Annotated in this window: 23 protein-coding genes; 9 read left to right on the top strand and 14 right to left on the bottom strand. The window is 56.0% G+C overall.

Features of this window, described 5'->3' with window-relative positions; all coding sequences use genetic code 11:
• The first annotated feature begins 12 nt into the window (after positions 1 to 12).
• The gene (locus KCG48_RS06915) at positions 13 to 513 is read left to right on the top strand and encodes an RNA polymerase sigma factor (protein ID WP_211800828.1); all 501 of its coding nucleotides are present in this window, start codon (positions 13 to 15) and stop codon (positions 511 to 513) included.
• Positions 482 to 1,600 carry a hypothetical protein gene (locus KCG48_RS06910; RefSeq protein WP_211800826.1) on the top strand — a complete coding sequence of 373 codons (1,119 nt, stop codon included), beginning with the start codon at positions 482 to 484 and terminating at the stop codon, positions 1,598 to 1,600. Before KCG48_RS06915 ends, KCG48_RS06910 begins: the two co-directional genes overlap by 32 nt.
• A gap of 60 nt (positions 1,601 to 1,660) precedes the next feature.
• Here KCG48_RS06910 and KCG48_RS06905 read toward each other — a convergent pair whose 3' ends face one another.
• Both KCG48_RS06905 and KCG48_RS06900 read right to left on the bottom strand, forming a co-directional pair.
• Positions 1,661 to 4,018 (bottom strand): heavy metal translocating P-type ATPase, encoded by a 2,358-nt coding sequence (locus tag KCG48_RS06905; protein ID WP_211800825.1) that lies wholly within the window; start codon positions 4,016 to 4,018, stop codon positions 1,661 to 1,663.
• Positions 4,019 to 4,029: 11 nt separating this feature from the next.
• Complete coding sequence (locus tag KCG48_RS06900) at positions 4,030 to 4,398, bottom strand: ArsR/SmtB family transcription factor (protein WP_211800824.1); 369 nt, start codon at positions 4,396 to 4,398, stop codon at positions 4,030 to 4,032.
• 275 nt (positions 4,399 to 4,673) lie between these two features.
• Between KCG48_RS06900 and KCG48_RS06895 the strand changes: the two genes are divergently transcribed.
• Positions 4,674 to 5,243 carry a GNAT family N-acetyltransferase gene (locus KCG48_RS06895; RefSeq protein ID WP_211800823.1) on the top strand — a complete coding sequence of 190 codons (570 nt, stop codon included), beginning with the start codon at positions 4,674 to 4,676 and terminating at the stop codon, positions 5,241 to 5,243.
• A 128-nt stretch (positions 5,244 to 5,371) separates the two neighbouring features.
• Positions 5,372 to 5,659 carry a DUF427 domain-containing protein gene (locus KCG48_RS06890; protein WP_211800821.1) on the top strand — a complete coding sequence of 96 codons (288 nt, stop codon included), beginning with the start codon at positions 5,372 to 5,374 and terminating at the stop codon, positions 5,657 to 5,659.
• Positions 5,660 to 5,748: 89 nt separating this feature from the next.
• Here KCG48_RS06890 and KCG48_RS06885 read toward each other — a convergent pair whose 3' ends face one another.
• From KCG48_RS06885 to KCG48_RS06870, 4 genes are all read right to left on the bottom strand, one after another.
• The gene (locus KCG48_RS06885; protein WP_211800820.1) at positions 5,749 to 6,288 is read right to left on the bottom strand and encodes an NUDIX hydrolase; all 540 of its coding nucleotides are present in this window, start codon (positions 6,286 to 6,288) and stop codon (positions 5,749 to 5,751) included.
• Entirely contained in the window at positions 6,275 to 8,695 is a 2,421-nt protein-coding gene (locus tag KCG48_RS06880; RefSeq protein ID WP_211800816.1) for a Lon protease family protein, read from the bottom strand. The genes KCG48_RS06885 and KCG48_RS06880 overlap by 14 nt, the downstream gene beginning before the upstream one ends.
• A gap of 27 nt (positions 8,696 to 8,722) precedes the next feature.
• Positions 8,723 to 9,397 (bottom strand): molybdopterin-dependent oxidoreductase, encoded by a 675-nt coding sequence (locus KCG48_RS06875; RefSeq protein WP_211800815.1) that lies wholly within the window; start codon positions 9,395 to 9,397, stop codon positions 8,723 to 8,725.
• 157 nt (positions 9,398 to 9,554) lie between these two features.
• Complete coding sequence (locus tag KCG48_RS06870) at positions 9,555 to 10,184, bottom strand: protein-L-isoaspartate(D-aspartate) O-methyltransferase (RefSeq protein WP_230977040.1); 630 nt, start codon at positions 10,182 to 10,184, stop codon at positions 9,555 to 9,557.
• Positions 10,185 to 10,318: 134 nt separating this feature from the next.
• Here KCG48_RS06870 and KCG48_RS06865 point away from each other — a divergent pair, with 134 nt between their 5' ends.
• Positions 10,319 to 10,486: a hypothetical protein gene (locus KCG48_RS06865; protein WP_211800814.1), complete on the top strand. Its 168-nt coding sequence runs from the start codon at positions 10,319 to 10,321 to the stop codon at positions 10,484 to 10,486.
• 97 nt (positions 10,487 to 10,583) lie between these two features.
• The gene (locus KCG48_RS06860) at positions 10,584 to 11,360 is read left to right on the top strand and encodes an MBL fold metallo-hydrolase (protein ID WP_211800812.1); all 777 of its coding nucleotides are present in this window, start codon (positions 10,584 to 10,586) and stop codon (positions 11,358 to 11,360) included.
• A gap of 72 nt (positions 11,361 to 11,432) precedes the next feature.
• Here the strand turns inward: KCG48_RS06860 and KCG48_RS06855 are convergent, their stop codons facing one another.
• The 6 genes from KCG48_RS06855 to KCG48_RS06830 form a co-directional block, all read right to left on the bottom strand.
• The gene (locus KCG48_RS06855; RefSeq protein ID WP_211800810.1) at positions 11,433 to 12,728 is read right to left on the bottom strand and encodes a DEAD/DEAH box helicase; all 1,296 of its coding nucleotides are present in this window, start codon (positions 12,726 to 12,728) and stop codon (positions 11,433 to 11,435) included.
• A 244-nt stretch (positions 12,729 to 12,972) separates the two neighbouring features.
• A complete protein-coding gene (locus KCG48_RS06850; RefSeq protein ID WP_211800809.1) occupies positions 12,973 to 13,764 on the bottom strand; it encodes a class I SAM-dependent methyltransferase in 792 nt (263 codons plus the stop codon).
• A 35-nt stretch (positions 13,765 to 13,799) separates the two neighbouring features.
• Positions 13,800 to 14,573, bottom strand: a complete 774-nt coding sequence (locus KCG48_RS06845; protein ID WP_211800806.1) for an ABC transporter permease — start codon at positions 14,571 to 14,573, stop codon at positions 13,800 to 13,802.
• Positions 14,573 to 15,202, bottom strand: a complete 630-nt coding sequence (locus KCG48_RS06840) for an ABC transporter ATP-binding protein (protein WP_211800805.1) — start codon at positions 15,200 to 15,202, stop codon at positions 14,573 to 14,575. Before KCG48_RS06840 ends, KCG48_RS06845 begins: the two co-directional genes overlap by 1 nt.
• A 186-nt stretch (positions 15,203 to 15,388) precedes the next feature.
• Positions 15,389 to 16,822, bottom strand: a complete 1,434-nt coding sequence (locus KCG48_RS06835; protein WP_211800804.1) for a glycosyltransferase family 2 protein — start codon at positions 16,820 to 16,822, stop codon at positions 15,389 to 15,391.
• On the bottom strand, positions 16,812 to 17,963 hold the full coding sequence (locus KCG48_RS06830) for a HEAT repeat domain-containing protein (RefSeq protein ID WP_211800803.1): 1,152 nt from the start codon (positions 17,961 to 17,963) through the stop codon (positions 16,812 to 16,814). Before KCG48_RS06830 ends, KCG48_RS06835 begins: the two co-directional genes overlap by 11 nt.
• A 127-nt stretch (positions 17,964 to 18,090) precedes the next feature.
• On the opposite strand from KCG48_RS06830, the gene KCG48_RS06825 reads away from it, so the two are divergent.
• Complete coding sequence (locus KCG48_RS06825; protein WP_211800802.1) at positions 18,091 to 20,241, top strand: family 2 glycosyl transferase; 2,151 nt, start codon at positions 18,091 to 18,093, stop codon at positions 20,239 to 20,241.
• Positions 20,242 to 20,369: 128 nt separating this feature from the next.
• Here the strand turns inward: KCG48_RS06825 and KCG48_RS06820 are convergent, their stop codons facing one another.
• Both KCG48_RS06820 and KCG48_RS06815 read right to left on the bottom strand, forming a co-directional pair.
• Complete coding sequence (locus tag KCG48_RS06820) at positions 20,370 to 21,206, bottom strand: nitroreductase family protein (RefSeq protein ID WP_211800801.1); 837 nt, start codon at positions 21,204 to 21,206, stop codon at positions 20,370 to 20,372.
• Between the two features lie 60 nt (positions 21,207 to 21,266).
• Positions 21,267 to 21,656 carry a hypothetical protein gene (locus KCG48_RS06815; protein WP_211800800.1) on the bottom strand — a complete coding sequence of 130 codons (390 nt, stop codon included), beginning with the start codon at positions 21,654 to 21,656 and terminating at the stop codon, positions 21,267 to 21,269.
• A 180-nt stretch (positions 21,657 to 21,836) separates the two neighbouring features.
• Between KCG48_RS06815 and KCG48_RS06810 the strand changes: the two genes are divergently transcribed.
• Together KCG48_RS06810 and KCG48_RS06805 are read left to right on the top strand one after the other, a co-directional pair.
• A complete protein-coding gene (locus KCG48_RS06810) occupies positions 21,837 to 22,568 on the top strand; it encodes a pseudouridine synthase (protein ID WP_211800799.1) in 732 nt (243 codons plus the stop codon).
• Between the two features lie 95 nt (positions 22,569 to 22,663).
• A complete protein-coding gene (locus tag KCG48_RS06805; RefSeq protein WP_211800798.1) occupies positions 22,664 to 23,386 on the top strand; it encodes a hypothetical protein in 723 nt (240 codons plus the stop codon).
• Positions 23,387 to 23,422: the final 36 nt, after the last annotated feature.

Below are 23,422 nucleotides of genomic sequence, written 5' to 3'. Positions count from 1 at the left end.
GGAATCGAGAACATGGATCACCCATCAGACCGCCAAGCTCTCTACGAAACCCATGCAGACCGGATTTACCGGATCTGCTATCTCCTCATGGGCAACCGCAGCGATGCGGAAGACATGCTGCACAACACTTTTCTCAAAGCCTTTTCCCGGACGCAGCCCTTCGAGAACCTTGCCCATGAAGAGGGGTGGCTGGTCATCACGGCCACCAATGAATGCCGACGGAGCCTGAAATACTGGTTCCATGCAAAACGCACGGATCTGGATGTTCACGATCTCCCAAAAAAGAACACGGACACCGATGATACCCTTCGGGAGCTCATGGGGCTGGCGCCACGGCACCGGCAGCTGCTTTACCTCTACTATTACGAAGGCTACACCACCAGGGAGCTCTCGGACATGCTGCACATCAACGAATCGACCCTGAGGAGCCGGCTGGCCAAGGCCCGGAAGCTTCTCAGACTCCAGCTGGAGGAGGATGACCATGAAGAAAGAGAATCTGATCCAAGCCTTTGAGGAACTTCGACTGGATCCCCAGCGGAAAAAGGAAATTGAGGAACGGTTGGAGAACACCGCTCCTCAAGCCGCAAAAAACCGCTGGAAGCCAGCTTTTGGTGCGGTCATGCTCCTCTTGGCCCTTGTCCTTTTCACTCAGCTGCCCCGGGAAAATCCCCTACCCTCACCAGCACCGCTGAAAAAAATCACCTATGCTCTATTCAGTGAAGGTGCTGGATACTCCGGCATTCTCCTGAGGGATCCCCAGGAGCTCCAGCTCAGTTCCTTCTGGCCCCTGGATCAGCTTCCCGCCACACTGCCCGTCTATGAAAACCCCCTCCGCGTACTCTTTCAGACACCGCGAGTCGCTCCCCAGGAGCTCTTCACGGAGGAAAAGCGCTCAGCCCTATTGGCCTCCCTGGGCCAAAGGCTTGGTCAGGAACTGATCCCGGAGTTATCCCACTTTAATTTCAACGGAGGGTCCTTGTACCTGACGGACTATCTCGAAACCTCCGTAACCCTGGATTACCCCTATCCCTTTCAGAATGATCCCATGACACCAGAATCCTTTGCAGCGGCCCTGGTGGAGTTTGGAAAAGCCTTTCCGAATCTCTTTCCCTTTTCTGAAATTGGGACCGAAGTCTTTCGGTCTTATTCCTTTGAAGGTGACCCGCATCTTTATGGGTGGATTTATGATGCTTCCGGCTCTCCCGAGGAGGACGCGTGGAAAAGCTCCGCGGAGCATGTGTATACTAGCTTCCACGAGGATAATACGGTGGTTTTTTGGCTCCCCTACCTCTCCCCTCCCGTTCTTCTTGGAAACTATCCCATCCTCACCCTGGATGAAGCCCGCCAGGAGCTCCTCCACGGGAACTATCTCACCACCGTTCCCTACGATGAGGTGCTGGAGGCGGAGGAAATCATCGGTGCTGAGCTGGTCTATGAGACTTCGGACTTCCTCATCTACCATCAGCCCGTCTACAAGTTTTATGTGGAGCTGGACGAGGAAGTCGAGTATCCGGGAATGAAAACCTATGGCATTTACCTCGTCCCCGCGGTATCCCGAGACTATCTGGAGATCATCCCCAGCGAAATCTACTTTAATTAGCCAAAACATCCCCTGGACCTTGGGCTTGCTATAGCCTACCCGGATCCAGGGGATATTTTCTTACAGTCCCTTAGTGTTCATGGCCCGCATGGCGTTCAGTACGGCCAGCACTGTGACCCCCACATCTGCAAAGACGGCCTCCCACATGGTGGCAAAGCCCAGGGCGCCGAGGAGAAGAAAGAGTCCTTTTACCCCCAGGGCAAAGGCGATATTCTGCCACACGATGCGTCGGGTGCGTCGGGCGATCTTCACCGCCGTGGCCACCTTCAGCGGCTCATCGGACATGATGACCACATCGGCGGCTTCAATGGCCGCATCGGAACCCAGGCCACCCATGGCGATCCCCACATGGGATCGGGCCAGGACCGGAGCATCGTTGATGCCGTCCCCCACAAAGGCTACGGGGGTGTCTGCGGTGCTCTTTTCCATGAGCTTTTCCAGGGCCATCACCTTGTCCCCGGGAAGAAGCTCCGTGTGGATTTCATCGAGGCCTAAAAGCTCTCCGACCTTTTCCCCCACACTTCGGCGATCCCCTGTAAGCATGACGGTTTTTCGGATCCCCAAGGCTTTCAGTTGGGTGATGGCCTCCGCCGAATCCTTCTTCACTTCATCGGCGATGACGAGATGACCGGCATATTGCCCATTGACGGAAAGATGAACCACGGTGCCCAGCACCTTCGCGTCATCCATGTTAATGCTTTCCTTCACCATGAACCGGTGATTGCCCGCCAGAACCTCCCCTTCTTCCAGGGTGGCCCGGATGCCGTAGCCGGCGATTTCCTCATAGGCGGTGATTTTGGAAGGATCCACATCCTGGCCATAGGCTTTCAGAATGGACATGGCAATGGGGTGATTGGACTGGCTTTCCACATGGGCAGCGATCCGGAGGAGCTCTTCCGCGCTAAAGTGGGGCGCTGGAACCACCTGGGTCACCTGGAACTTTCCGTGGGTGAGGGTTCCCGTCTTGTCGAAGACCACCTGGTCGAGGTGGGCCAAGGCTTCCAGGTAATTGCTACCCTTCACCAGGATCCCCTGGCGAGAGGCTCCCCCGATACCGCCGAAAAAGGACAAAGGAATGGAAACTACCAGGGCGCAGGGGCAGCTGATGACGAGGAAGACCAGGGCTCGGTAGCCCCAGTCTGAAAGCTCCGCACCCGGGAAGAGGAGAGGCGGCAGGAAAGCAATGGCTAGGGCGCTAAGCACCACCGCAGGGGTGTAGTACCGCGCAAACTTCGTGATGAAGTTCTCCGTGGGGGCTTTTCGGCCTGCCGCATTTTCCACCAGTTCAAGAATTTTCGTCACCGTGGACTCTCCGTAGGGTTTCTCCACCTTCATCCGGAGAACCCCCTGGAGATTGATGAATCCGCTGAGGACCTCGTCTCCCACCGCCAGATCCCGGGGCAGGGATTCGCCCGTGAGGGCCGAGGTATCTGCCGAGGAGGTTCCGGAAAGGATGACCCCATCCAAGGGAATACGCTCTCCGGGCTTCACCATTAGAAGATCGCCAGGCCGCACTTCCTGGGGAAGAACCCGCCGAACCTCTTCTCCCTGGAGGAGATTCGCATAATCCGGGCGGATATCCATGAGATCGCCGATGGATTTTCGGGAGCGTTCCACGGCCAGGTGCTGAAAGAGCTCCCCCACCTGATAAAAGAGCATGACCGCCACCCCTTCGGGGTATTCCCCCACAAGGAATGCGCCCATGGTGGCTACGCTCATGAGGAAATTCTCGTCAAAGACCTGTCCCCGTACCAGATTGCGTCCAGCCCGGAGAAGAATTTCTCCTCCCACCAGGAGATAGGATAAAAGGAAGAGGCCAAGCTTCAGCGTTTCGTTCATGGGGACATAGGAGGCTCCCAGAAGAATGAATCCCGAAAGAAGGATGAGCAGGACATCTTTCCGGACGCTATGGTCCTTCTCCGGCTGGCGCCTCTCGTCCAGGGAACTTTCCTCCGACAGGATCTTTGTTTCCGGTTCCAAGTCGGTGATGATTCCTTGCATCTCTTCCAGGGTCTGCCGAGATAAGGTTCCCGCCGAGGGCGTGACCTTCATCTTCCGAGTGGCAAAATCAATGGATACCGACCCGATGCCGGAGAGACGGCCAATGCGATCCTCCATCTTCATGGCGCAGTTGGCGCAGCCTAACCCTTCCAGGATAAAGGTTTCCGTCGTCTCCTGCCGGGGTGATTTTTCCCGGATAAGGAGATCCGGTTCATGGGCGAGGGCAATTTTACGCACCTTCTCCACCACGTCTTCCCCATTCTTCGCCCGGGGGTATTCCAGCTGCAGGGTCTGGGTGGCAAAATTCATCCGGGCGGTGACGCCCTCCAAGGCATTGGTTTCTGCTTCAATTTTTGCAGAGCACTGGGCGCAGGAGAGGCCCTCCAGCAGCAGTTCTCGTTTTTCCTGTCCTTCCATGGGTATTCCTCCTACAGTTCTCGAATATGGGTCAGGCCTTGGTCAAAGATCGTCCGCACATGGTCATCGGAGAGTCGGTAATAGACCACCTTCCCCTCCCGGCGGTTCAGTACTAGCTTGGCATTTTTTAGGATGCGCAGCTGATGGGAGACGGCGGACTGGGTCATATTGAGGGTGGTAGCCAGATCGCAGACACAAAGCTCCGCCTCATCCAAAGCCCACAGAATCTTCACCCGGGTGCTGTCCCCAAAGACTTTGAAGAGCTCCGCCAGATCATAGAGAGTCTCTTCTCCGGGCATCTTTTCCGTGACTTTTCGGACGACATCTTCGTGGATGATATTGCAGTCGCAGCGTTCCGCTGTACTCAGGGTCTTTTCCATGGGATTTCCTCCATTCAATTGAACGATTGAATAATCATTCATATGTTAAGTTCAGTATAAGCTTCTCCCTTTCCGCCGTCAAGGGAGAGCCCCTGAAGAACTCCCCTTTTTTTCTTCCCGATCCCCGGTTCCTGTCCTGGAAGTTCCTGGAAATCCTCCCAATTCTTCAGTTCCGAACGATGCTTCCCCCTTCCCTATTTGCTCCCATCAAACCTGCATTGAGCCCCTTTCTGTCCTGTGTTATGCTTAAACAAAAAGCCAAAGGAGTGCTGTCCATGGAATATACCCTGCGTCCCCTGACTCCCCAAGACGGAGAAACCTTCGCGGATTATCTTGCCCATCTGGATTTCAGCCATGCTCCCTATTTCTCCTCCTGCTTTTGCCGATACTACCATGTGGCCTGTTCCGACGAAGCATGGATGGAGCGATCCGCGCTGAAGAACCGCAGCGAATCCGTGGAAGCGATCAAAGAAGGCCGAATGAAAGGCTACCTGGCGTTTTCCGGTGAAACCTGCGTGGGCTGGCTCAATGCCAATGCCTTGGAAACCTATGACCGTCTCCTCCCCGATTTAGCCCCCTATGCCCAGGAAAAAAAGACCGGTGTAGTCATCTGCTTTGTCCTGCACCCCGACCATCGCGGAAAAGGGCTGGCGACAAAAATGCTGGAAAAAGCCCTGGACGGATTCAAGGCGGAAGGCTTTACCCAGGTGCTGGGCCTTTCCACCCTCAATCCCGAAGTTCCCGTGGCTCGCCAGTACTCCGGCCGTTATGCCATGTTCCAAAAGCTGGGCTTTGAGGACCTGGGTTCCGTGGGCGGACGTCAGCTTATGCGAAAGATTCTGTAACCACTTCTGCCTGAAGTGGTATAATGAAAGTAGAGAAACGCCGTCGGCAAACTTTGGAAGCGATCCGCCTGATTTTCTTCCTTCTTCGTTCGCCCTTTTGCCGGTGACGACAAAAAGGAGGTGTCATTATGGTACGAGCTCTATGGAATGGCGTGGAGATTGCCCGCAGCGAGAACACCATCGTGGTGGAGGGAAATCACTATTTCCCCGATGCCGACGTGGATCATGCTTTTCTCCTGCCCTCGGATCACCATACCCGCTGCCCCTGGAAAGGACTGGCCAGCTACTACACCCTGGATGTCAACGAAGTCCTCAACGAAGACGCGGCCTGGTACTACCCGGAGCCCTCTGAAGAGGCGATGATGATCAAAGACCACATCGCGTTCTGGAAGGGCGTGGAAATCCACGAAGACTGACCGAACCGAAAGGGCCCCCGGAAAAACCGCAAGGTTTTCTCGGGGGCCCTTTCCTTTATTCGCGTTCGATCGTAAATCTGATCTTTGGGCTAACCCTCTTCGCGGGAGATGGCCCCCTGCTGAAACCTTAGCCGAAAGAAATCCTCGGCCCAATAAAAGGGAACAAACTGTTTCCTTCGGACGAGGTCTCGCAGTTCCTCTTCGTTTACCCAGCGAACCTCAGCCACTTCGGAGGGCTGCGGATGAAGCTCCGCCATGGGGATATCCTCCTCCAGGAACCAGAAATCATCAAAGCCCTGGGGGAAATTCACCGTGAACCGGGGCCAATGGGAGGAGAGCTCCAGCTGTACCCCCAGTTCCTCGCGAATTTCCCGCTCCGCCGCCTGCCGGCTGGTTTCTCCCGCCAAGGCAGCGCCGGCAGCGGATACATCCCACCGGTTCGGCCACCCCCGCTTCCAGGGCTGGCGCCGCTGGATGAGCAGCCGATGGTCGCTGCTGAAAATCAGCACATGGACCACCAAATGGCAGTCCCCTTCGGCCAGAGGCTCTCCCCGTCGGTGAAATCGCCCCGTGGGGTTTCGCTCCCGGTCATAGATATCCCAAATCTCTTCGCCTTCATTTTCCGTCATGACTTTCCTCCTCGGGATGTTTTCGGTTGGTGAGGACGGCGCTGAACTGATCCAGCTGATCCGCCACGCGCTGGAAGACCGTGCCTTGGGGGTATGTCCCCTCAGGCCCCAGGATCCCCGCGGGGATCCCCGTGAGGATCTCCAGTCCCTCTTCAATCTGCTTTACGGCATAGATGGTGAACTTTCCCTGGCGCACCGCCTCCAGGATCTCTTCCTTTAGCATGAGGTTCTCCACGTTCTGGTGAGGAATGATCACCCCCTGCTCCCCGGTGAGCCCTCGGGCTTTGCAGATGGCGAAGAATCCTTCGATCTTTTCCGTGGCCCCGCCAATGGGCTGAATGTCTCCCCGCTGATCCACGGAGCCCGTCACCGCCAGAGACTGTTTGATGGGGACCCCTGCGAGACTGGACAAGATGGCATAAAGCTCGGCGCTGGATGCGCTGTCCCCTTCCACCCCGCCATAGGACTGTTCAAAGGTGATCTGGGCCGTGAGGCCCAAGGGGCTCTTCTGGGCAAATTTTCCACCCAGATAGCCCGAAAGGGTCAGGACACCCTTGGTATGGATACTGCCGCTCATGCGGGTCTCCCGCTCGATGTTGATGATCCCTTCGGTGCCCACAAAGGTCCGGGCGGTGATCCGGGAGGGCATCCCAAAACTGTAACCTCCGGTACTTAGCACCGAGAGGCCGTTGATCTGGCCCACCTCTTCCCCCTCGGTGTTGATGATGATCGTCCTTCGGAGAATTTCCTCCCGGATTCTTTCCTCCAGAATATCCTCCCTGCCCTTTCGCTCCTGCACGGCATCCTCCACCTGCTTTCCTCGGACCAGGGTTTCTCCGGCAGCTTCTGCCAGGGCAGAGGACTCATAGATGAGCTCCGCCACTTTGTTGAACCGGGTGGAGAGCTTCCGCTGATCTCCGGCCAGCCGGGAACCGTGTTCCACCAGCCTGGCCAGGGCACTGCGCTCAAAGGGAAGAAGCCCATCCTTTTTGCAGAGAGCGCTGACAAAGGCCACATACTTCCGGAGATTTTCCGGTGTCCGGGGCATATCCACGTCAAAGTCCACCCGCACCTTGAAGAGGCGCTGCATATCTTCATCCAGGGAGAACAGGAAGCTGTATACTTCGGGATCCGCCACGAGAATCACCTTCAGGTCCAACGGCATGGGTTCGGGCCGAAGGGTTCCGGAAGGAACCAGCCGGTACTCCTCTCCGATGTTCTCCACCACGGCTTTTCGGTACTTCAGCGCTTTTTTTAGCGTCTCCCAGGCATAGACATCCCGAAGAAGATCCCGGGCCTGGAGGATGAGAAATCCTCCGTTGGCCTTATGAAGAGCACCGGGACGGATCATAGTAAAGTCTGTACTCATGGTGAGGAAATGGCTCTTGTATTCCAGCTTGCCAAAGAGGTTATAATAGGTGGGATTGGACTCCACCACCACGGGGCTTCCCGGGCAGCTTCCATTGTGGACAAAGAGATTCACCTGATACTTCATGGCCGGATCCGGTGCCTCCTCCTCGAAGGGAGAGGCTGGTGCATTGGGCTGCGGGGGTTTGGGCAAGAAGTTCTTGTAGTGGCTGGTCACATCCTTCAGCACTTCCTCCAGATGCTCAAGGATTCCCGGCTCCTCCTTGTAGCGGCTTCTCAGTCTCTCCATGGGCGGCAGAAGGGCGGCCTGGACAATCTGGCTTTCCAGCTTCTGCATTTCTTCTTTCCCCGCCTCCTCCAGGTGCTGACTCTCCTTCATGCTCTCATCCAAAAGCTTGGTGAGCCGTCTTCCCTTTTCATCCAGCTCCCGCTTCTCCTCCTCCGTGAGCTTTTCATACTCCTCCTGGGGAAGCTGTGCGCCGTCTTTCACAGGGAAGAACACGAACCGGGGCGGAATGGGCTTCATGATGAAGCCGGCCCGCTGGGCTTCGGTTTTCAGGTGCCCGGATAGGGCATCCAGTTTCTCTTGGAGACGGTGGATAATGTCATCCCGTTCTTTCTCGTACTGGCTGTTCTCGAAGGCCTGGGCGATGATCCGGGGAAGGTCCGCGGAAAAGTTACTCATCTCCTTTTGGAAATCCCGTCCTTTTCCCGCCGGCAGCGATAGAATCCTGGGCCGGTCCTTGTCGGCAAAATTATAGAGATAGCACCAGTCCAGAGGCGGGGTTCCCTTTTGGGCCACGGCGGCCACCACGGCTTCGGCATAGGTGGTTTTCCCGGTGCCGTGGGGACCCACCACAAAGATATTGTACCCCGGCACCTTCATCTGCAGTCCAAAATTCATGGACCGCACCGCTCGATCCTGGCCAATGACCCCTTCAAAGGCGGGGGCATCCTCTGTGGTATGGCAAAAATGCAGTTCCTTATGGGGATCGCAAACCTTCCGAAGCGCCTCCGGCGCCACAGCATACTTGTTCATGGCACTTACTCCTCCTTCATCCTCTTCTTAGGGAACATTGGCCTCATTATCGTATCCGCTTTTCTCCCAGGTTCCCTCATAGTCCGGGTTGTCGCTGATTTCGATGGTTTCCACCCACCGGGCCCATTTGTAGCCCAGCTTGTCCTGGGCCACCACGATGAAAGGGTACCCTAAGGGTTCGGGCAGGGGGATCCCGTTGGATGTATAGGCCAGCAGCATATCCTTGGCCTCGATTTCTGTCAGGGGCAGCGACGTGGTGTAGCCGTCAAGACAGCGAAATATCGCCACTTTTCCCGCAGCTGTCGGGGATGCTTCCTGAAGAAGATCCCGAAGTTTCACTCCTTTCCAGAGAATGGTGGCTTGCCACCCTTCCACGCAGTAGAGGGTAATGAGCCGTTCCTCCGCCGGGAAAGCCAACACCTCGTCATAGGTGAGCTGCAAGGGGTTTTCCACGAGGCCCGTGATCGCCAGCCGATAGGTTTTCGGATCCATCCGGGGAATCCCGGAGATGGAGTTGTCCCGGGGACCGATGGAGGCATCCAGTCGGACTCCCTTGTAGTCCCGGATTTCTGTGGGGGCATACCGCTCTTCCGTGGGCTTTGCCATAATATCCAGATACTCTCCGCTCACCCGGCCGTTGGAGCAGGACGAAAACAGCAGCGACAGAACGAGGAGACATCCCAATGTTCCACTTTTTCCCATGGCGAATCTTCCCTTCATCCCCCATCACACCAAAGCCCATGGGGGGATCTTCATGGACTTCCTGGGAAATTAATCCCCAGGGGAGGTTTGATCAGAATCCCGTCCAATCTTCAAGCTTCTTTGTCCATATCTTGAATTCTGTGGCGATGTACCGAAATTACTCCCGCTTTTTCTCTTCCATCCAGCCGTACTTTCCCCGAAGCTCCACAAATCGAACCAGCTCCACCACCTGGTTCTTCACGTTTCCCGCAAGATCCTTCGTCACCAGCATCAGTTCCTGAAGATCCGGCGGGCCCACGGGAATGACCATCCGCCCCAAGGGAGCCAGCTGCTCGAGAAGCTCCGGTGGAATGGTCCGGGCGGCGGCGGTGACCATGATCCGGTCATAGGGAGCGTGCTCGGACCAGCCTCCGCTGCCATCCCCTTCCTGATATAGAATGTTCGTAAACTTCAAAGCTGCCAGTCTTTTTTTCGCCTGGCGCAGGAGGGGACCCACCCGTTCCATGGTGTAGACCCGGCGGGCGAAATGGGCCAGAAATGCCGTTTGATAACCGGATCCCGTACCGATTTCCAGCACCCGGGAATCCGGTTCCGGGGAAAGCAGATAGGTCATTTCCACCACCAGCGTTGGCTGGGAAATGGTCTGGCCATAACCAATGGGCAGGGGCCGGTTGAGGCTAGCAAAGGACTGATACTCCTCATCGAGAAAAAGCGACCGGTCCAGGGATTGGGCATAGCTTTCCAGAACCTCCAGTTCCAGCATGACGCTCACCTCTTTCACCCCCATGATAGCACTCCGAAGAGCCGCACCGCCATAAGATTAACGCAATATTCAAATAATGCTCATACTCTTTCCGGTCCCTCCCCCTATAATGAAACTACAAAAGGGGAATGAGTTCACCCCTTCAAGGAGGAAAGACCATGGCCGACAAGAAGAACGTCAAGGATAAGAAACACGAGGATCCTTCCAAGAATCCCAAGCGGGAGGAATACTGGCAGGCTCCTGAGCCCGGTACCGGAACACCCCACGAGGATCCCTCGGCGCCGGACATCGCATCCATTGATTCTCCCCCGGAATCCCCGGAATAGCCCTAGGATTCCGGCTCTCTTTTGGTAGGTTAGCCCCTCGCCAAGGAGCCTTCGGGCTCCTTTTCCTTGTGAAAACCCCAATTTGTATTAGGAGGTTATGATGCTGAATAAATGTACAGAACGGATCTGGGTATTGCCCCCGGATCCCGCCACGGACCGCCCCTCCCTGGGCTATATCCAGGGCGACCGCCACCGCGTCATGGTGGATGCGGGAAACAGCCCGGCCCATGCTTTGCTCTTTTTTCAGGCTCTGGAAGCCCAAGGGCTACCTCAGCCCAATCTTTGCGTCCTCACCCACAGCCACTGGGACCACACCTACGGTCTAGCCGAGCTAAGGCACCGAGGAGTCTACACCATAGCCTGCCGGAAAACCCAGGAGGATCTCCAGAACATGGCGTTGTGGTCCTGGACCGAGGAAGCCGTGGCGGACCGGCTCCGCCGGGGGCTGGATGTTCCCTTCTGTACCACCATGATTCTTGAGGAATATGGCACCTATGATGCCCTGGAGATTGTTCCTGCCGATCTGGTCTTTGAGGATCTCCTGACCCTGGATCTGGGCGGAATCACCCTCAACCTTCACCAGATAAACGGCCCCCATACCCCCGATGGGGTCCTGGTCCATATCCCGGAGGAAAAGACGCTGTTTCTCGGCGATGCCGATGGCAATCCCCTGCTTCGGGTACCTGCCCGGCAGTTTTTAGAAGAACTCTCCAATCTGAGAAAGGTCCTAGAGTCCCTAAACCCTCTCCAGGTGATCCCGGGGCATGGTCCGCCGGAAACCTTTGAGGACACCCTGGTAGAAATGGAAGCCTCCGCTAAAGAGGCCGCTCAGGAGCTCTACCGGATTCCTTACCATGAAGCTCCCCTGCCCTAGTCTTTAACAATCACTCCAGACAAAGGAAAAAGCACCCTAAGCGGGTGCTTAATTATTTTCGCTGATTTTCAGTTAACCGATTTTTCGGCTGCCCTTTGCGGGGGATTTTCCCCAGCTCTTTCCCTGGGACTTAGGCTGACGGGTGTTTTCCGTCCTTTTGCCTTCGCCCTGACGGGAAGGTTTGTTGCCAAAGGCTGCAGAATTGGACACGGGTTTGTCCTCCAGAGCTTCCGGAACCATGGGGAAGGGATGCTCGGAAACCACGGGGATCTTCTTCTGGATGAGCTTCTCGATGTCCCGGAGAAGATTCTGATCCTCCTGACCGCAGAAGGAAATGGCGACGCCACCCAGTCCGGCACGACCTGTACGTCCGATGCGGTGAACATAGGTCTCCGGCACTTCCGGCAGGTCATGGATGATGACGTGGGATAGCTCTTCCACATCGATACCGCGGGCTGCAATGTCCGTGGCCACCAGGATGCGGGTTTTTCTTTCCTTGAAGTTCTTCAGGGCCAGCTGACGGGCTCCCTGGGACTTGTTTCCATGGATGGCCTGGGCAGAGATTCCTCCCTTTTCCAGCGCCTTCACGATCTTGTCCGCGCCGTGCTTGGTGCGGGAAAAGACGAGACAGCTTTCAATGGAAAGATTCTTCAGCAGGTGCTTCAGAAGCTCCGTCTTGTTCTTCTTGTTCACGAAGTACATGGACTGCTGGATGGTATCCACCGTGGAAGCCACGGGGGTAATTTCCACCTTCACGGGCTTCACGAGAATGGACTCGGCAAGCTTGGCGATCTCCGGAGGCATGGTGGCGGAGAAGAACATGGTCTGGCGTACCTTCGGCAGATGGGTGATCACTTTGCGCACATCATGGATCATGCCCATGTCCAGCATCATGTCCGCCTCATCCAGGACAAAGTGGTCCACTTCGCCCAGACGAACAAACCGCTGGTTAATGAGATCCAGAAGGCGGCCCGGAGTGGCAACGAGTATGTCCACGCCCTGTCCCAGTTCTGCTGTCTGGGGGTTCTGGGACACTCCGCCGAAAATCACAGCGGTCTTTAGCTTCAGGTATTTGCTGTAGAGCTTGAAGCTGTCAGCGATCTGGATGGCCAGTTCCCTGGTAGGAGCCAGGACCAGCGCCTTGATGGGCCGCTTGGGACCCTGGCCGGTTTTCATGGCCAGCGCTTCAATAATCGGCAGCGCAAAGGCTGCGGTCTTTCCGGTGCCGGTCTGGGCGCAGCCCAGCAGGTCCTTGCCCTCCAAAAGGAGGGTAATGGCGGCTTCCTGAATGGGCGTCGCTGCCTCGTAGCCGGCATCCTTCAGGGCTTTCTGCAGCGGAACGGATAAATTGAGTTCTTTAAATAACAATAGTGTCTCCTTTGGCATGACGTTTTCGTCCATGACAGTTAATGTCAACTCTCGGTCTTGGGTATACTCCCGGAACGGATAAAAAAAGAGAACAGCTCAACGCGTTCTCTGTTCGAGTCCGATGTTTGTTCCTGGAGGACCAAATCCAAGAATTCTCCTTTGTGAGGACAACACGACTGGTCACTACCTGGAAAGTTGCCTGACAAGTATACCATATCTCCAGGCGAATTGTTAGTCTTTTTTTCTAGAGCTTCCGGGCCACCAGGGTGAAGGTCTTGGGAATTCCCTTGTCAAAGGCCTCACCGGAAAGATTAGGCTCCTCCAGAAGCATTTCCACATGGAGCCCTGCCTGGGCCACCGCCGTGACCACTTCCCCCAGGGTCCACTTTCTAAGAAGCACGGGTTTTGCCGTGTCATCCTGGAGGTACTTGGCAAAGGAGACGGGAGTCTGGGTTAGAGAAGTATCGAAGTAGTCTCCGTCCACCTTGTGCTTTCGCACCTTCGCCGTGGAGCCTTTGGATGAAATCAGCTTCGTGGTTACCGGATGGAAATCCCGAAGAATGAAGTGCCCCCCGGGGGAAAGAAGTTCCCGGACCGTGGCCATGAAGGGGGAAAGATCAGAAAAGTAGTGGAGAATCCCCATTTCCGCCAGGACCACATCGTAGTCCCCCGTGAGCTCTTTCTGAGGAAGGCGCACCACATCGGCCAGGACATAGCGAAGGGAAACTCCGGCAGCTTCCGCCAGTTCCAATGCATAGCGGCGGTTTCCCTCGGAAAAGTCAAAGACCGTCGCCTGGGCGCCCAGGCAGGCGACCGCCACAGCTTTCATGCCATGAGATCCCATGAGATTGGCCATTTTTCGGCCCTGGGGATCCCCCAAGACCTCCCGGAGAACGCCCAGGGTTCGGGCGGGATTCTGGCGGATCCTTTTAGCCACCGCCGGAGCCGGGCCGTACTTCAGGACCCAGGCGTCGTAGGACTTATCCTTCCAGGCTTCTGCATTGGAAGATTCGGTGATTTTTTGCTCCTCATCCATGATGGGGGAGCCTCCTTTCCGATGATGCATTGGACTTAAAATAAAATCTGATTCCGTTCATTATAAAGCGTATGGTACCCAAAATAAAGGGCGCTGAAGGACGTGAGACAGACCACCGTGGTGATGGCAATCATGATGGCAATCTGGTAGAGAATGGCCGTCATGGGCAGCGTCCCCGACAGGATCTGACCCGTCATCATCCCCGGGAGGGAAATGATTCCCATGCCCAGCATGGAGTTCATGGTGGGCAGAAGCGCCGTCTCCAGGGCCTGATTCACAAAGGGCAGGAGGATTTTCCTGGGGGTGACCCCCAGGTTGATGAGGGTGTCGATGCGGTTTCGCTGGGACTTCAGATGATCCGTGAAGGTCTTCAGCGCTAACGTCAGCCCCGTCATGGCATTGCCGAAGATCATACCGCTTAAGGGGATGGTGTACTGGGGATTGAAAAAGTTCATGCCCACCACCACCTCCACGAAAAAGAGGACAATGAGGGAGCCTGCTCCGGCTAAGGAGGCCGCAATGGCCAGTTTGAACTTCGGATTGAGTCCGGGATTTTTCTTCAGTACCCGGGCCGTGGCGAAGGTGGTCATGGAAAGAAGATACAGTACCGTGAAGACCGGGTGGGGATTTTTAAAGATGTAGGTGAGGACCAGCCCCGCCAGTACCAGCTGCACCGTCATGCGGAAGCTGGCGAGTAGGAGAAGCTTTGTTTGGCTAATTTTACTCTTTCGCATGAGAAAGAGCACCACCAGAAGAAGAACATAGATCAGGGAAAACTGAACGAGATTGATTTCCACAGCACCAGCCATCAGCGTTCCCTCCCTTCCAGTAGAATGCGTTCATCAGCAAAGGCTTCCGTCAGGGCCTGATCATGGCTCACCACGATGAAGGTGATCCCTTCCTTTTCCCCATGGGCCTTCAGTCCGGTCATGAGCCGCTGAGCTGTGCCTTCGTCCAGAGCCGAGGTGGGTTCATCCAAAAGGACCACGGAGGGGCCGAAGGAAAGACAGATGGCGATGTAGACTCTCTGCCGTTCACCGCCGGACATGGTGGCAGCGGCGGTATCCAAAGGGAAATCCGCCTGGCAGAGCCGAAGAAACCGGGTCATGAGCTCCTCGCTGGGAGCCGGAAGATCCCGGTAGGCATAGTATTCCCGGAAATTCTCCCGAATAGTCTCCTCAAAAAGATACACGGTCTGCCCCACCAGGAGCACTTCCCGGCGCAGGGCGATGGTATCCCATTCCTGGAGATCTTTTCCCCGATACCGGAGATTCCCGGATTCCAGGGGAAGGCTTCCGTTAAAGAGCTTCAGTAAGGTGCTCTTACCCGCTCCACTTTCGCCCTGGATGAAGGTAAAGCCCCCTTCCCTTACCGTCAGGTTGGGATAGCTTAAAATCCCGCCAAAGCGGACCTCTTGAAGTTCAAACAGCGTGGTCATGACGCTCCTCCTTTTGCGGTTGTCGTTGGGATTTATTCTACCCCTCTCCCCCGGGCCTTCGCAAGGGGAAAAGAACCGTAGGAGAAAAAAACTGTCCTGATTTTTCGTTTTTCTAACAGATAAATGCCCATGAAAAAAGCCGTTTCCGAAGAAACGGCGAATTGCAGAAAAGGATGGTTTCGCGGATCAGGGACTCTCCGCGGCCCCTTCCGTAAAGACCTGCCGCTGGACTTTCCCCCAGGAATTTTTTCGTCTCCGGTACCCGAAAAAGGCCCGGAACCGCCACCAGGTGGTCCACTGGCGGTATCCGAAGTTCTCCAAGACGGCATAGAGGGCCATGAGGAGATAGTCGGAGACCTTTTCGTACTTCATGAAGTTGTACTCCTCCAGCATCACCGAGGTTAGGGAGAGGAAGATTCCGTAAAGCACGGCAAAGGTGAAGTAGATCAGGGCAAACTCCACATGGAGAAGGCCCAGGAAATAGGAAGCCAGCACCGAGACATAACCCAGGATTTCAATGATGGGGCCGATCATCTCGATGAGCCAGTAGTAGGGCAGCGCCAGCATACCCACGACGCCATATTTGGGGCGGAAAAGCATGCCGCGGTTATTCAGCAGGGAATCCATGAGTCCCCGATGCCAGCGGATCCGCTGACCCCGGAGGGACCGAACATCCTCCGGTGCCTGGGTCCAGCACACAGGATCCGGGACAAAGACAATGCGGTAATCCTTCTTCTCCTCCAGGAGATGGCGATGGATCTTTAAGATCAGCTCCATGTCTTCGCCGATGGTATCATGGGTGTAGCCCCCCACCTGGAGCACGATGCTCTTTCGGAAAACCCCGAAGGCCCCGGAGACGATGAGAAGGCTGTCCAACTCGCTCCAGCCCATGCGGCCGAAGAGGAAGGCCCGAAGGTACTCGATGGTCTGGAAGATGGCCAAAGGCTTCCGGGAAAGGCCCACCTCCTCGATGAATCCCTCGTGGATCTTGGAACCGTTGACCACCCGGACGATGCCCCCGGTGACGGCCACTTTGTCGGGTTCATCGATGAAGGGCCGGATTACCTTCATGAGGGAGCTCTTCTCCAGGATGGAGTCCGCGTCAATGGCGGTGAAGAGGGGGTATCGGCAGATGTTGATCCCCGCATTGAGGGCGTCGGCCTTGCCGCCGTTCTCCTTGTCCACCACTTTCAGCCGTGGCCGGGAGGCCGACTGGTAGATTCCCCGGACCTTCGCCGTGGGTATCTCCTTCTTGTAGGGGCTGTCCAGCTTTTTCAGGTCAAAGGCCAGGATGAGCTTCTTCAGGGAATGGTCCTGACTGCCGTCATTGACCACCAGAATTTCAAACTCGCTGTACTCAATGCTGAGGAGGGACTCCACATTGTCCACGATGGTTTTCTCCTCATTGTAGCAGGGCACCAGGATGGACACCGGCGGCACATGGATGGAGGAGATCATCTTCTGATAAGGCCAGTTTTTCCGCTTCTTGCGGTACTGCCGGATTCCCCGGACGGCCAGCACAAACAAAACGGTGTTCACGGCGTTGATCACCAGAAGATAGTAAAGGGAAAAATGGTTGTAGAAGAGGACCAGGTCCTCCAAGAAAGTTCTAAGCGTCAAGGATGGTCATCTCCTTTCGGGCCTGCCCAAATTGCTGCAGTTTATCCAGAATATAGTCCTTGGTTTTAAACCCTGCGATCCGCTGATTCAGATCATAAAGGGTCAGTTCCCGGGATAGGACATCCCAGGCGCGATCCTTGGCGAACCGGTCCGGGGAGAAAAGGGTCTCCGCCAGGGCCACAACCCCCATTTCCCCCTGGGCCAGGAGACTTTCTGAGGCGTTGAACCGCACCATCCAGTTGGGATCCTCCAGCATCTTCTGGAGCAGGTGAATGGCCCCATACCCCACCCCGGGGGAAGCCCCCAGGGCTTTCGCCGTGAAGGCCCGGACTTCCCAGGCTGGGTCCTGCCCGAGGATATGGATCTTCTCCCGGACCTCCGGACGCGCTGCGCCCTTAAGGCCCATGAGGGCTTTAAGCGCTGCCAGCCGGACTTCCTTGTCCGGGGAGTTCAGCTCCTCCACCACAAAGGGGTATACCCGCTCATCGGCGCGGGAGCCCAAGGCCTCCAGGGCCAGGATCCGCTTGGAGACATCCGTATCCTTCAGGTAGGTGCTCATCTTGGGATAAAGATCCTCTTCGATGAGAGACAAAAGTTCCAGGGCCATGGCCTTCTGGGGAAGGGCTGTGGCCCCCAGGGCTTTCAGCACTTCACTGAGGTATCGGGTACCGCTGATGAGGATAATGGCTCGCGCCACACACTGGGTGAGCTCCCGGTTTTCCGTTCTCACCCGCAGAAGACTTTCCAGGGCCTCCGGTGCCCGCATGACGCCTAAGGTATAGGCGGCAATGGCCTTTCGGGAATCCTGGTGACTTTGCAGTTCCTTCAGTTCCGCCATGACGATGCCCGACACCCGGGCCATGTTCAGGAGCTTTTCCCGGTCCTTGGGTTCAGCCCGGTCAAAGGCCTCCAGGAGGACATCCTTCAGGATCTCCGTTTCCTTTTTCCCCGCCGGCAAAGGAATCTCTCCATGGACGCCCGCCACATGATCCGCCACCTTTATGGCAAAGGCAGCCCGGATCTCATCGGCGTGTTTTTTTCGTTTCTTTTTTTGAAGTTTATTCAGGAGGACTAAAGTAAACAAAAGACCGTTCACCAGGGCCATCCCGGCCACGCCCACAAGAATCAGTTCAATCAGCATAAAATACCATCCTGCTATTTTTAAATAATTCTTCCATATTGAAGTTTAAAAACATTCCCCTCTATGATAGAGTAAAATGAGTAAAATGACAATAACCCCTGGGAACAGGGGATAAAGCGAGGCAGCAATGACGATAAAACGAATCCTGGCCTGGAGTCTGGTTCTCCTGGCCCTCCTTCTTCCGGCCACCTGCCGGACCTATCCCCCTGAGGTTGCTTCTCAGGAAAATTTTTTCTTCTCCTCCCGGGTCGTGGGGGACCGTTTCCAGGTGCTGGAGGACGGGCGCTGGAACGATCTTCTGGTCAAGGGTGTCAATCTGGGCATGACCCGTCCGGGCACCTGGCCGGGAGAGGCAGGAATTTCCGCCGGAGAATACAGCCGCTGGCTGGAGATGATCGGCGCCATGAACGCCAACACCATCCGGACTTACACCCTCCATCCTCCGGCCTTCTATGAGGCCCTTCTCCACTACAACACCACCCACAAAAAGAAGATCTACCTCTTCCAGGGGGTCTGGATCGATGAAGGCCCCCTGACAGAAAATCTGGACGTCTACCCGGAAGAGTCCACGGAAGCCTTCAAAGGGGACATTTCCGCCATGGTGGATGTCATCCACGGAAATGCCGTCATCCCCACGCGGCCCGGCCACGCCTCCGGAACCTACACCGCCGATGTTTCCCCCTATGTCCTGGGCTGGATCCTGGGCATCGAGTGGCTGCCGGATATGGTGGATTCGGTGAATAGGACCCACCCGGACCAGACGGCCTTTTCCGGAGACCATGTCTACACCGAAGGGGCTTCACCCTTTGAGGTGTGGCTGGCCCAGATGCTGGAGCATACCCTGACCACGGAGAAAAAGACCTATGGCTGGTCCCGACCCGTGAGTTTTACCAACTGGGTGAGTACGGATCTTCTGTCCCACCCCTACGAGCCCTTTGACCAGGAAGATCTGGTCACGGTGAATCCCCAGCACCTAAAATTGAAGAACTCCCCCACGGGCTATTTTGCCTCCTACCATATTTATCCCTATTATCCTGATTTTCAGAACTATGACCCGAAGTATACGGAGTTTCTCGACTGGCGAGGCGAAAAGAACAGCTATGCCGGCTACCTGAAGGACCTGCGGGACGCCCACAGCATCCCGGTGCTGGTGGCCGAGTTCGGCATCCCCTCCTCCCGGGGACTCACCCATGAAAATGTTCACGGAAAGAATCAGGGCTTCATGACCGAAAAGGAACAGGGAGAAATCGTGGCGGGCCTCTATGAGGACATCGTCCACTATGGCTATATGGGCGGCCTCATCTTCTCCTGGCAGGACGAATGGTTTAAACGAACCTGGAACACCATGGATCTGGACAATCCGGACCGACGTCCCTACTGGTCCAATGCCCAGACCAACGAGCAGCAGTTCGGCATCCTCAGCTTTGACCGCCACAAGATTCGGGTGGACGGGGAAAAAGGTGACTGGGGTGAACCCCTGTTTCTGGAAAAAGACGGGACGAAGGACCTCCAAGCCCTCTATGTGGACCATGACGAGCGGTATCTCTATCTGGGGATCCAGGGGAACCCCGCCAGACCCTGGCCGGAAACCCTGGAAATTCTCCTGGACAACCTCCCCGGAGTGGGCAACCAAAATCTGAAGGATCTGGGGCTTTCCCTCCCCTTGGGGGCGGATTTTCGGATCACAGTACAAAGAGATGGTATTTCCCGGGTGACGGTGGATCGCTACAGCGACGTTTACCACTACCAGTATGGAAAGATCCTGGGCTTGATCCCCGAGGACGAGGATGCTGCGGTGCCTGACTCCGGTATCTTCAGTCCCATCATGCTTCCCCTGAACAAGGCCCTGACTATTCCCGCCACGGGGCTCCAAGTCCCCTACAAAGATGATGAGACGGGACTCCTCCGCCAAGGCAACGCCAATCCGGAGAGCCCGGACTATGACTCCCTGGCAGATTATTGCTTCAAGGAGGACCAGGCTTTCCTGGAGATTCGCCTTCCCTGGCTCCTCCTGGGCTTCACCGATCCCAGCACCTTGGAGGTCCAGGGGGACTTCCAGAAGGACGGCCTGGCCAGCCGAAAGAATATCGAGGGGATCCAGCTCCTCGTCCTGGCCCAAACCGGTAAAGAGCTCACTGCCCTTCCCGCCAAGGCCCTCAGCCCTAGCCTTTCGGAGCCTCTTCCCTTCTATACCTGGACGGAATGGAATGAGCCCCAGGTGAAGGAGCGGCTGAAAGAAAGCTACCCCCTCCTCCAGTCCCTCTTTCAGCGTTACTGACAAAAATAATACCCCTCCGATAAAGGCGCAGCCATGCTTCACCTTTCTTCGGAGGGGTTCATCCTTAAGTATACTCCCTCAATGAAGAGGTCTTGAAGAAGGCGATCTTTCCAGAAGCGGTCTCTTTGCTAGGCGTTCATCCGCCAGGTGAAGAGATACTCGCCTGGTCCTGAGGGAGCCTGTGCCTCCACCAGCCATTCTCCCTTGAGCCCCAGATCCCGGGCAGCCAGTTCAAAATGGCATTTGGCGATGCCCAGGTCGTTTTTCTGCAGATCAAAACCCGTGACGCCATAGCCAGGGGTCCGGGCAAGATAGAAGCGGAAACAGTCATGGTCCATGACGACGCGCCAGGGCTGCTTATTGGACGCGGAAGGACAAAGGCGGACCATTTCCAGGACTTCGGCATAGGCGCCGGCCTCCCCCTTGGTCAGGGAAACCTCTTCGCTTTCATGGAAGAAGAGCTTGTCCCAGGATTTTCGACCGTTGGCGCCGATGGCGCTTCGAAGGATCGTTTCACCCAGGCGGGGACTCTCCTGGCCGTAGCCCACAGGGGAGATGATGGGAAGCCTTTCCCCTTCTTCCAGCTTCAGGGACCGGGCAAAGGCCTCCCGCTGAAAGGTTCCTCCCAGCCAGCAGGTCTGGAGTCCCAGGGAGGTGGCATAGAGAATGATGGTCTCAAAGACTTCGCCAAAGCGCACCGCATCGGTCTCCTCCTGGTGAAGGATGCCCGCCACGTAGGTGGTGGCCCCGGTGATGAAGCCATAGGTGCCCATTTTCTGTTTCCCCTCCCCCAGGGTGTCCAGGAGCACAAACCGGCCGCGAAGGCCGCTCCTGACGGTTTGCTCCTCTAGAAAGCGCTCCAGGAGCTCCTTCTTTTCCGGTTCCAGCGGACGGGGGCTATAGGTTCTTGTGGATTTACGTTCCCGGATGAGCTCCCGGGGGGAAGACAGCAGATTCAAATTCATCGTTCCTTTCCATGGTTTTTGCCATTAAAAAGCCCCGTCTTCCAACAGGGCTTTCAACAATCAGAGCAGTTTCATCACCCGGGCAAAAATCAGCGGTCCCAGGAGGGTGAAAAGAAAGAGGACATAGAGCCCCCAGGCGCCGAAGATGACGCCCAATCGGTCATTCCCCAGGGCCATGGCCAAGTAGTTTAACACCACCATTGCCGTCCACAGGAGGCTTCGCCGAATTGCCTCGCCTTTCGTGGTGGTTTTCACGAATTCGGCAAAGAAATAGGTGATGATGCCGGCGGGAACCGCCGTCAGAAGAAACTCCCGGTTCAGTAACGGAACGAGCTCCGCGTTACTGAGATCCGGACTCACGTCAAAGGGCAACGTCACAATGAATTCCGCCGCAGTGATCAGAATAATGATCAGCAAACCGAACAGGACATCCTTGACGATGATTTTCATCTTCATCCCCTCCTGGACAATTTTTCCATGGGATCAGTTCTTAAGTTCAGTGTAGCACTGCTTTGTCAGATTGAACAGTCCCCCTCGTGGGGGCTCTCCCCCAGCCCTTTAATACCGATTCCCCCATCGCACCAGAACCAGCGGAGACGATACTCCGCTGGCATGAAAAGGAGAATCCCCATGCGGATCAACAAACTGCTCTCTAACTACGGCTACTGTTCCCGCAAGGAAGCCAACCGGCTTCTGGAAGCGGGGCGCATCAACATCAACGGTCTCCCCGGCATACCTGGCCAGTGGGTGGAGGAAACAGATGATCTCCTTTTGGATGGTCTCCCGCTACAACCCCAGGAGAAGATCTATCTGGCTTACCATAAACCGCCGGGGGTGGTCTGCACCCTGTCCCCTTTCGCCCGGGACAACCTTCTTTTGAACTTGTCCCTGCCCAAGTATGTCTTTCCCGTGGGCCGTCTGGACAAGGACTCCCGGGGACTTCTTCTTCTCACCAATGACGGCGACTGGGCCCATCACCTCCTTTCCGATGAGCACCATGTGGAAAAGGAGTATGCCGTGACGGTGGATCGTCCGCTGACAGAATCCTTTGCCCTGGCCATGGCAGAGGGCGTGGACATTCTGGGAACCCGAACCCGTCCCTGCACCGTTACTCTCACGGGGACCCACACCTTCTCCATCATCCTCACCCAGGGGCTGAACCGCCAGATCCGCCGCATGGCCTTTGCCTTGGGGTATACGGTGACGGATCTTCAGCGGGTGCGCATGGCCAAAATTTTATTGGACAATCTTCCGGAAGGGGAATGTCGTTCCCTGTCAAAAGAGGAGCTTCATCCACTTCCCGCGGAAAATCCCAAGGAGGGGGAGATTCTCCCCGAGGGATCATCTACGCCCTTGGAGTAAGTGTCCTCTTTTATCTGGAAAAGTCTCTCCATGATTTCTCCATAATTGCCCTCTACAATAAGGGAGAAATCTGAATCCCATGAAGGAGACTTTCTATGAAGCGCAAACCCCTGATCCTCATGCTCACCCTTTTCTCCCTCTTTGTATTTACCGCCTGCACCAAACAGGCGTCGCCGCCCCCTGCCACCCCCGAAACTCCCGGCCTGGAGGACGGGGTGAAGGCCTTCCAAACCCTTTTGGAGAAATATCCGAAACAGGTGGGATACCATGAAGAGCTCAGTCACTGGGGCTTTACTCCGGAAGAGGGCTATAAATTTGAATGGAGCAGCAACGCTTCGGCGAATAAAGCCGACTTTGCCCTGGTACTCCCGGCGGAAGCCCTGGTCAGTGCAGGCCTGAAGGTGGACCAGCTGGATCCTTCGATCTTCCTGTTTGAACCCGGGGGCACAGACTCCATGGGAATGGCCCAGGCCGACCGGCTGATCTTCCCCTATGAACTCAGCGAAAAGGCCACCGAATCCAAATCCTCCGGAGAGGCTTTTTCCTCCCTCATGGCCCTGGATCCGGAACTGATCATGTACCACCCGGAAGGTCAGCACTACATTCTGAATCTCGGAGACGGCAATGAAGTGATCTGGACGGAGGATCTGTCCCTCAATGAAAAAGACATGCTCCTCGTTCTGAACGCTGCCCCTTTGGTCAGTGCAGGCCTGGATCTCACGAAACTCACCGGGGGATGGGAGTTCGTCCCCTCAGGGAATGAAGGAATGGTTCCCAATCCGGACCAGATCCGCATCGCCTTTAACCTGAAGAACTAAAGTGAATCCGGGACACCTCGTCGTGTCCCGGATTCT

This window comes from Proteiniclasticum sediminis (assembly GCF_018128025.1).
GTDB classification, from domain to species: Bacteria; Bacillota; Clostridia; order Clostridiales; family Clostridiaceae; genus Proteiniclasticum; species Proteiniclasticum sediminis.
Note: the sequence above shows the minus strand (reverse complement) of the source record. Positions and strands in the feature narration are given on the sequence as shown.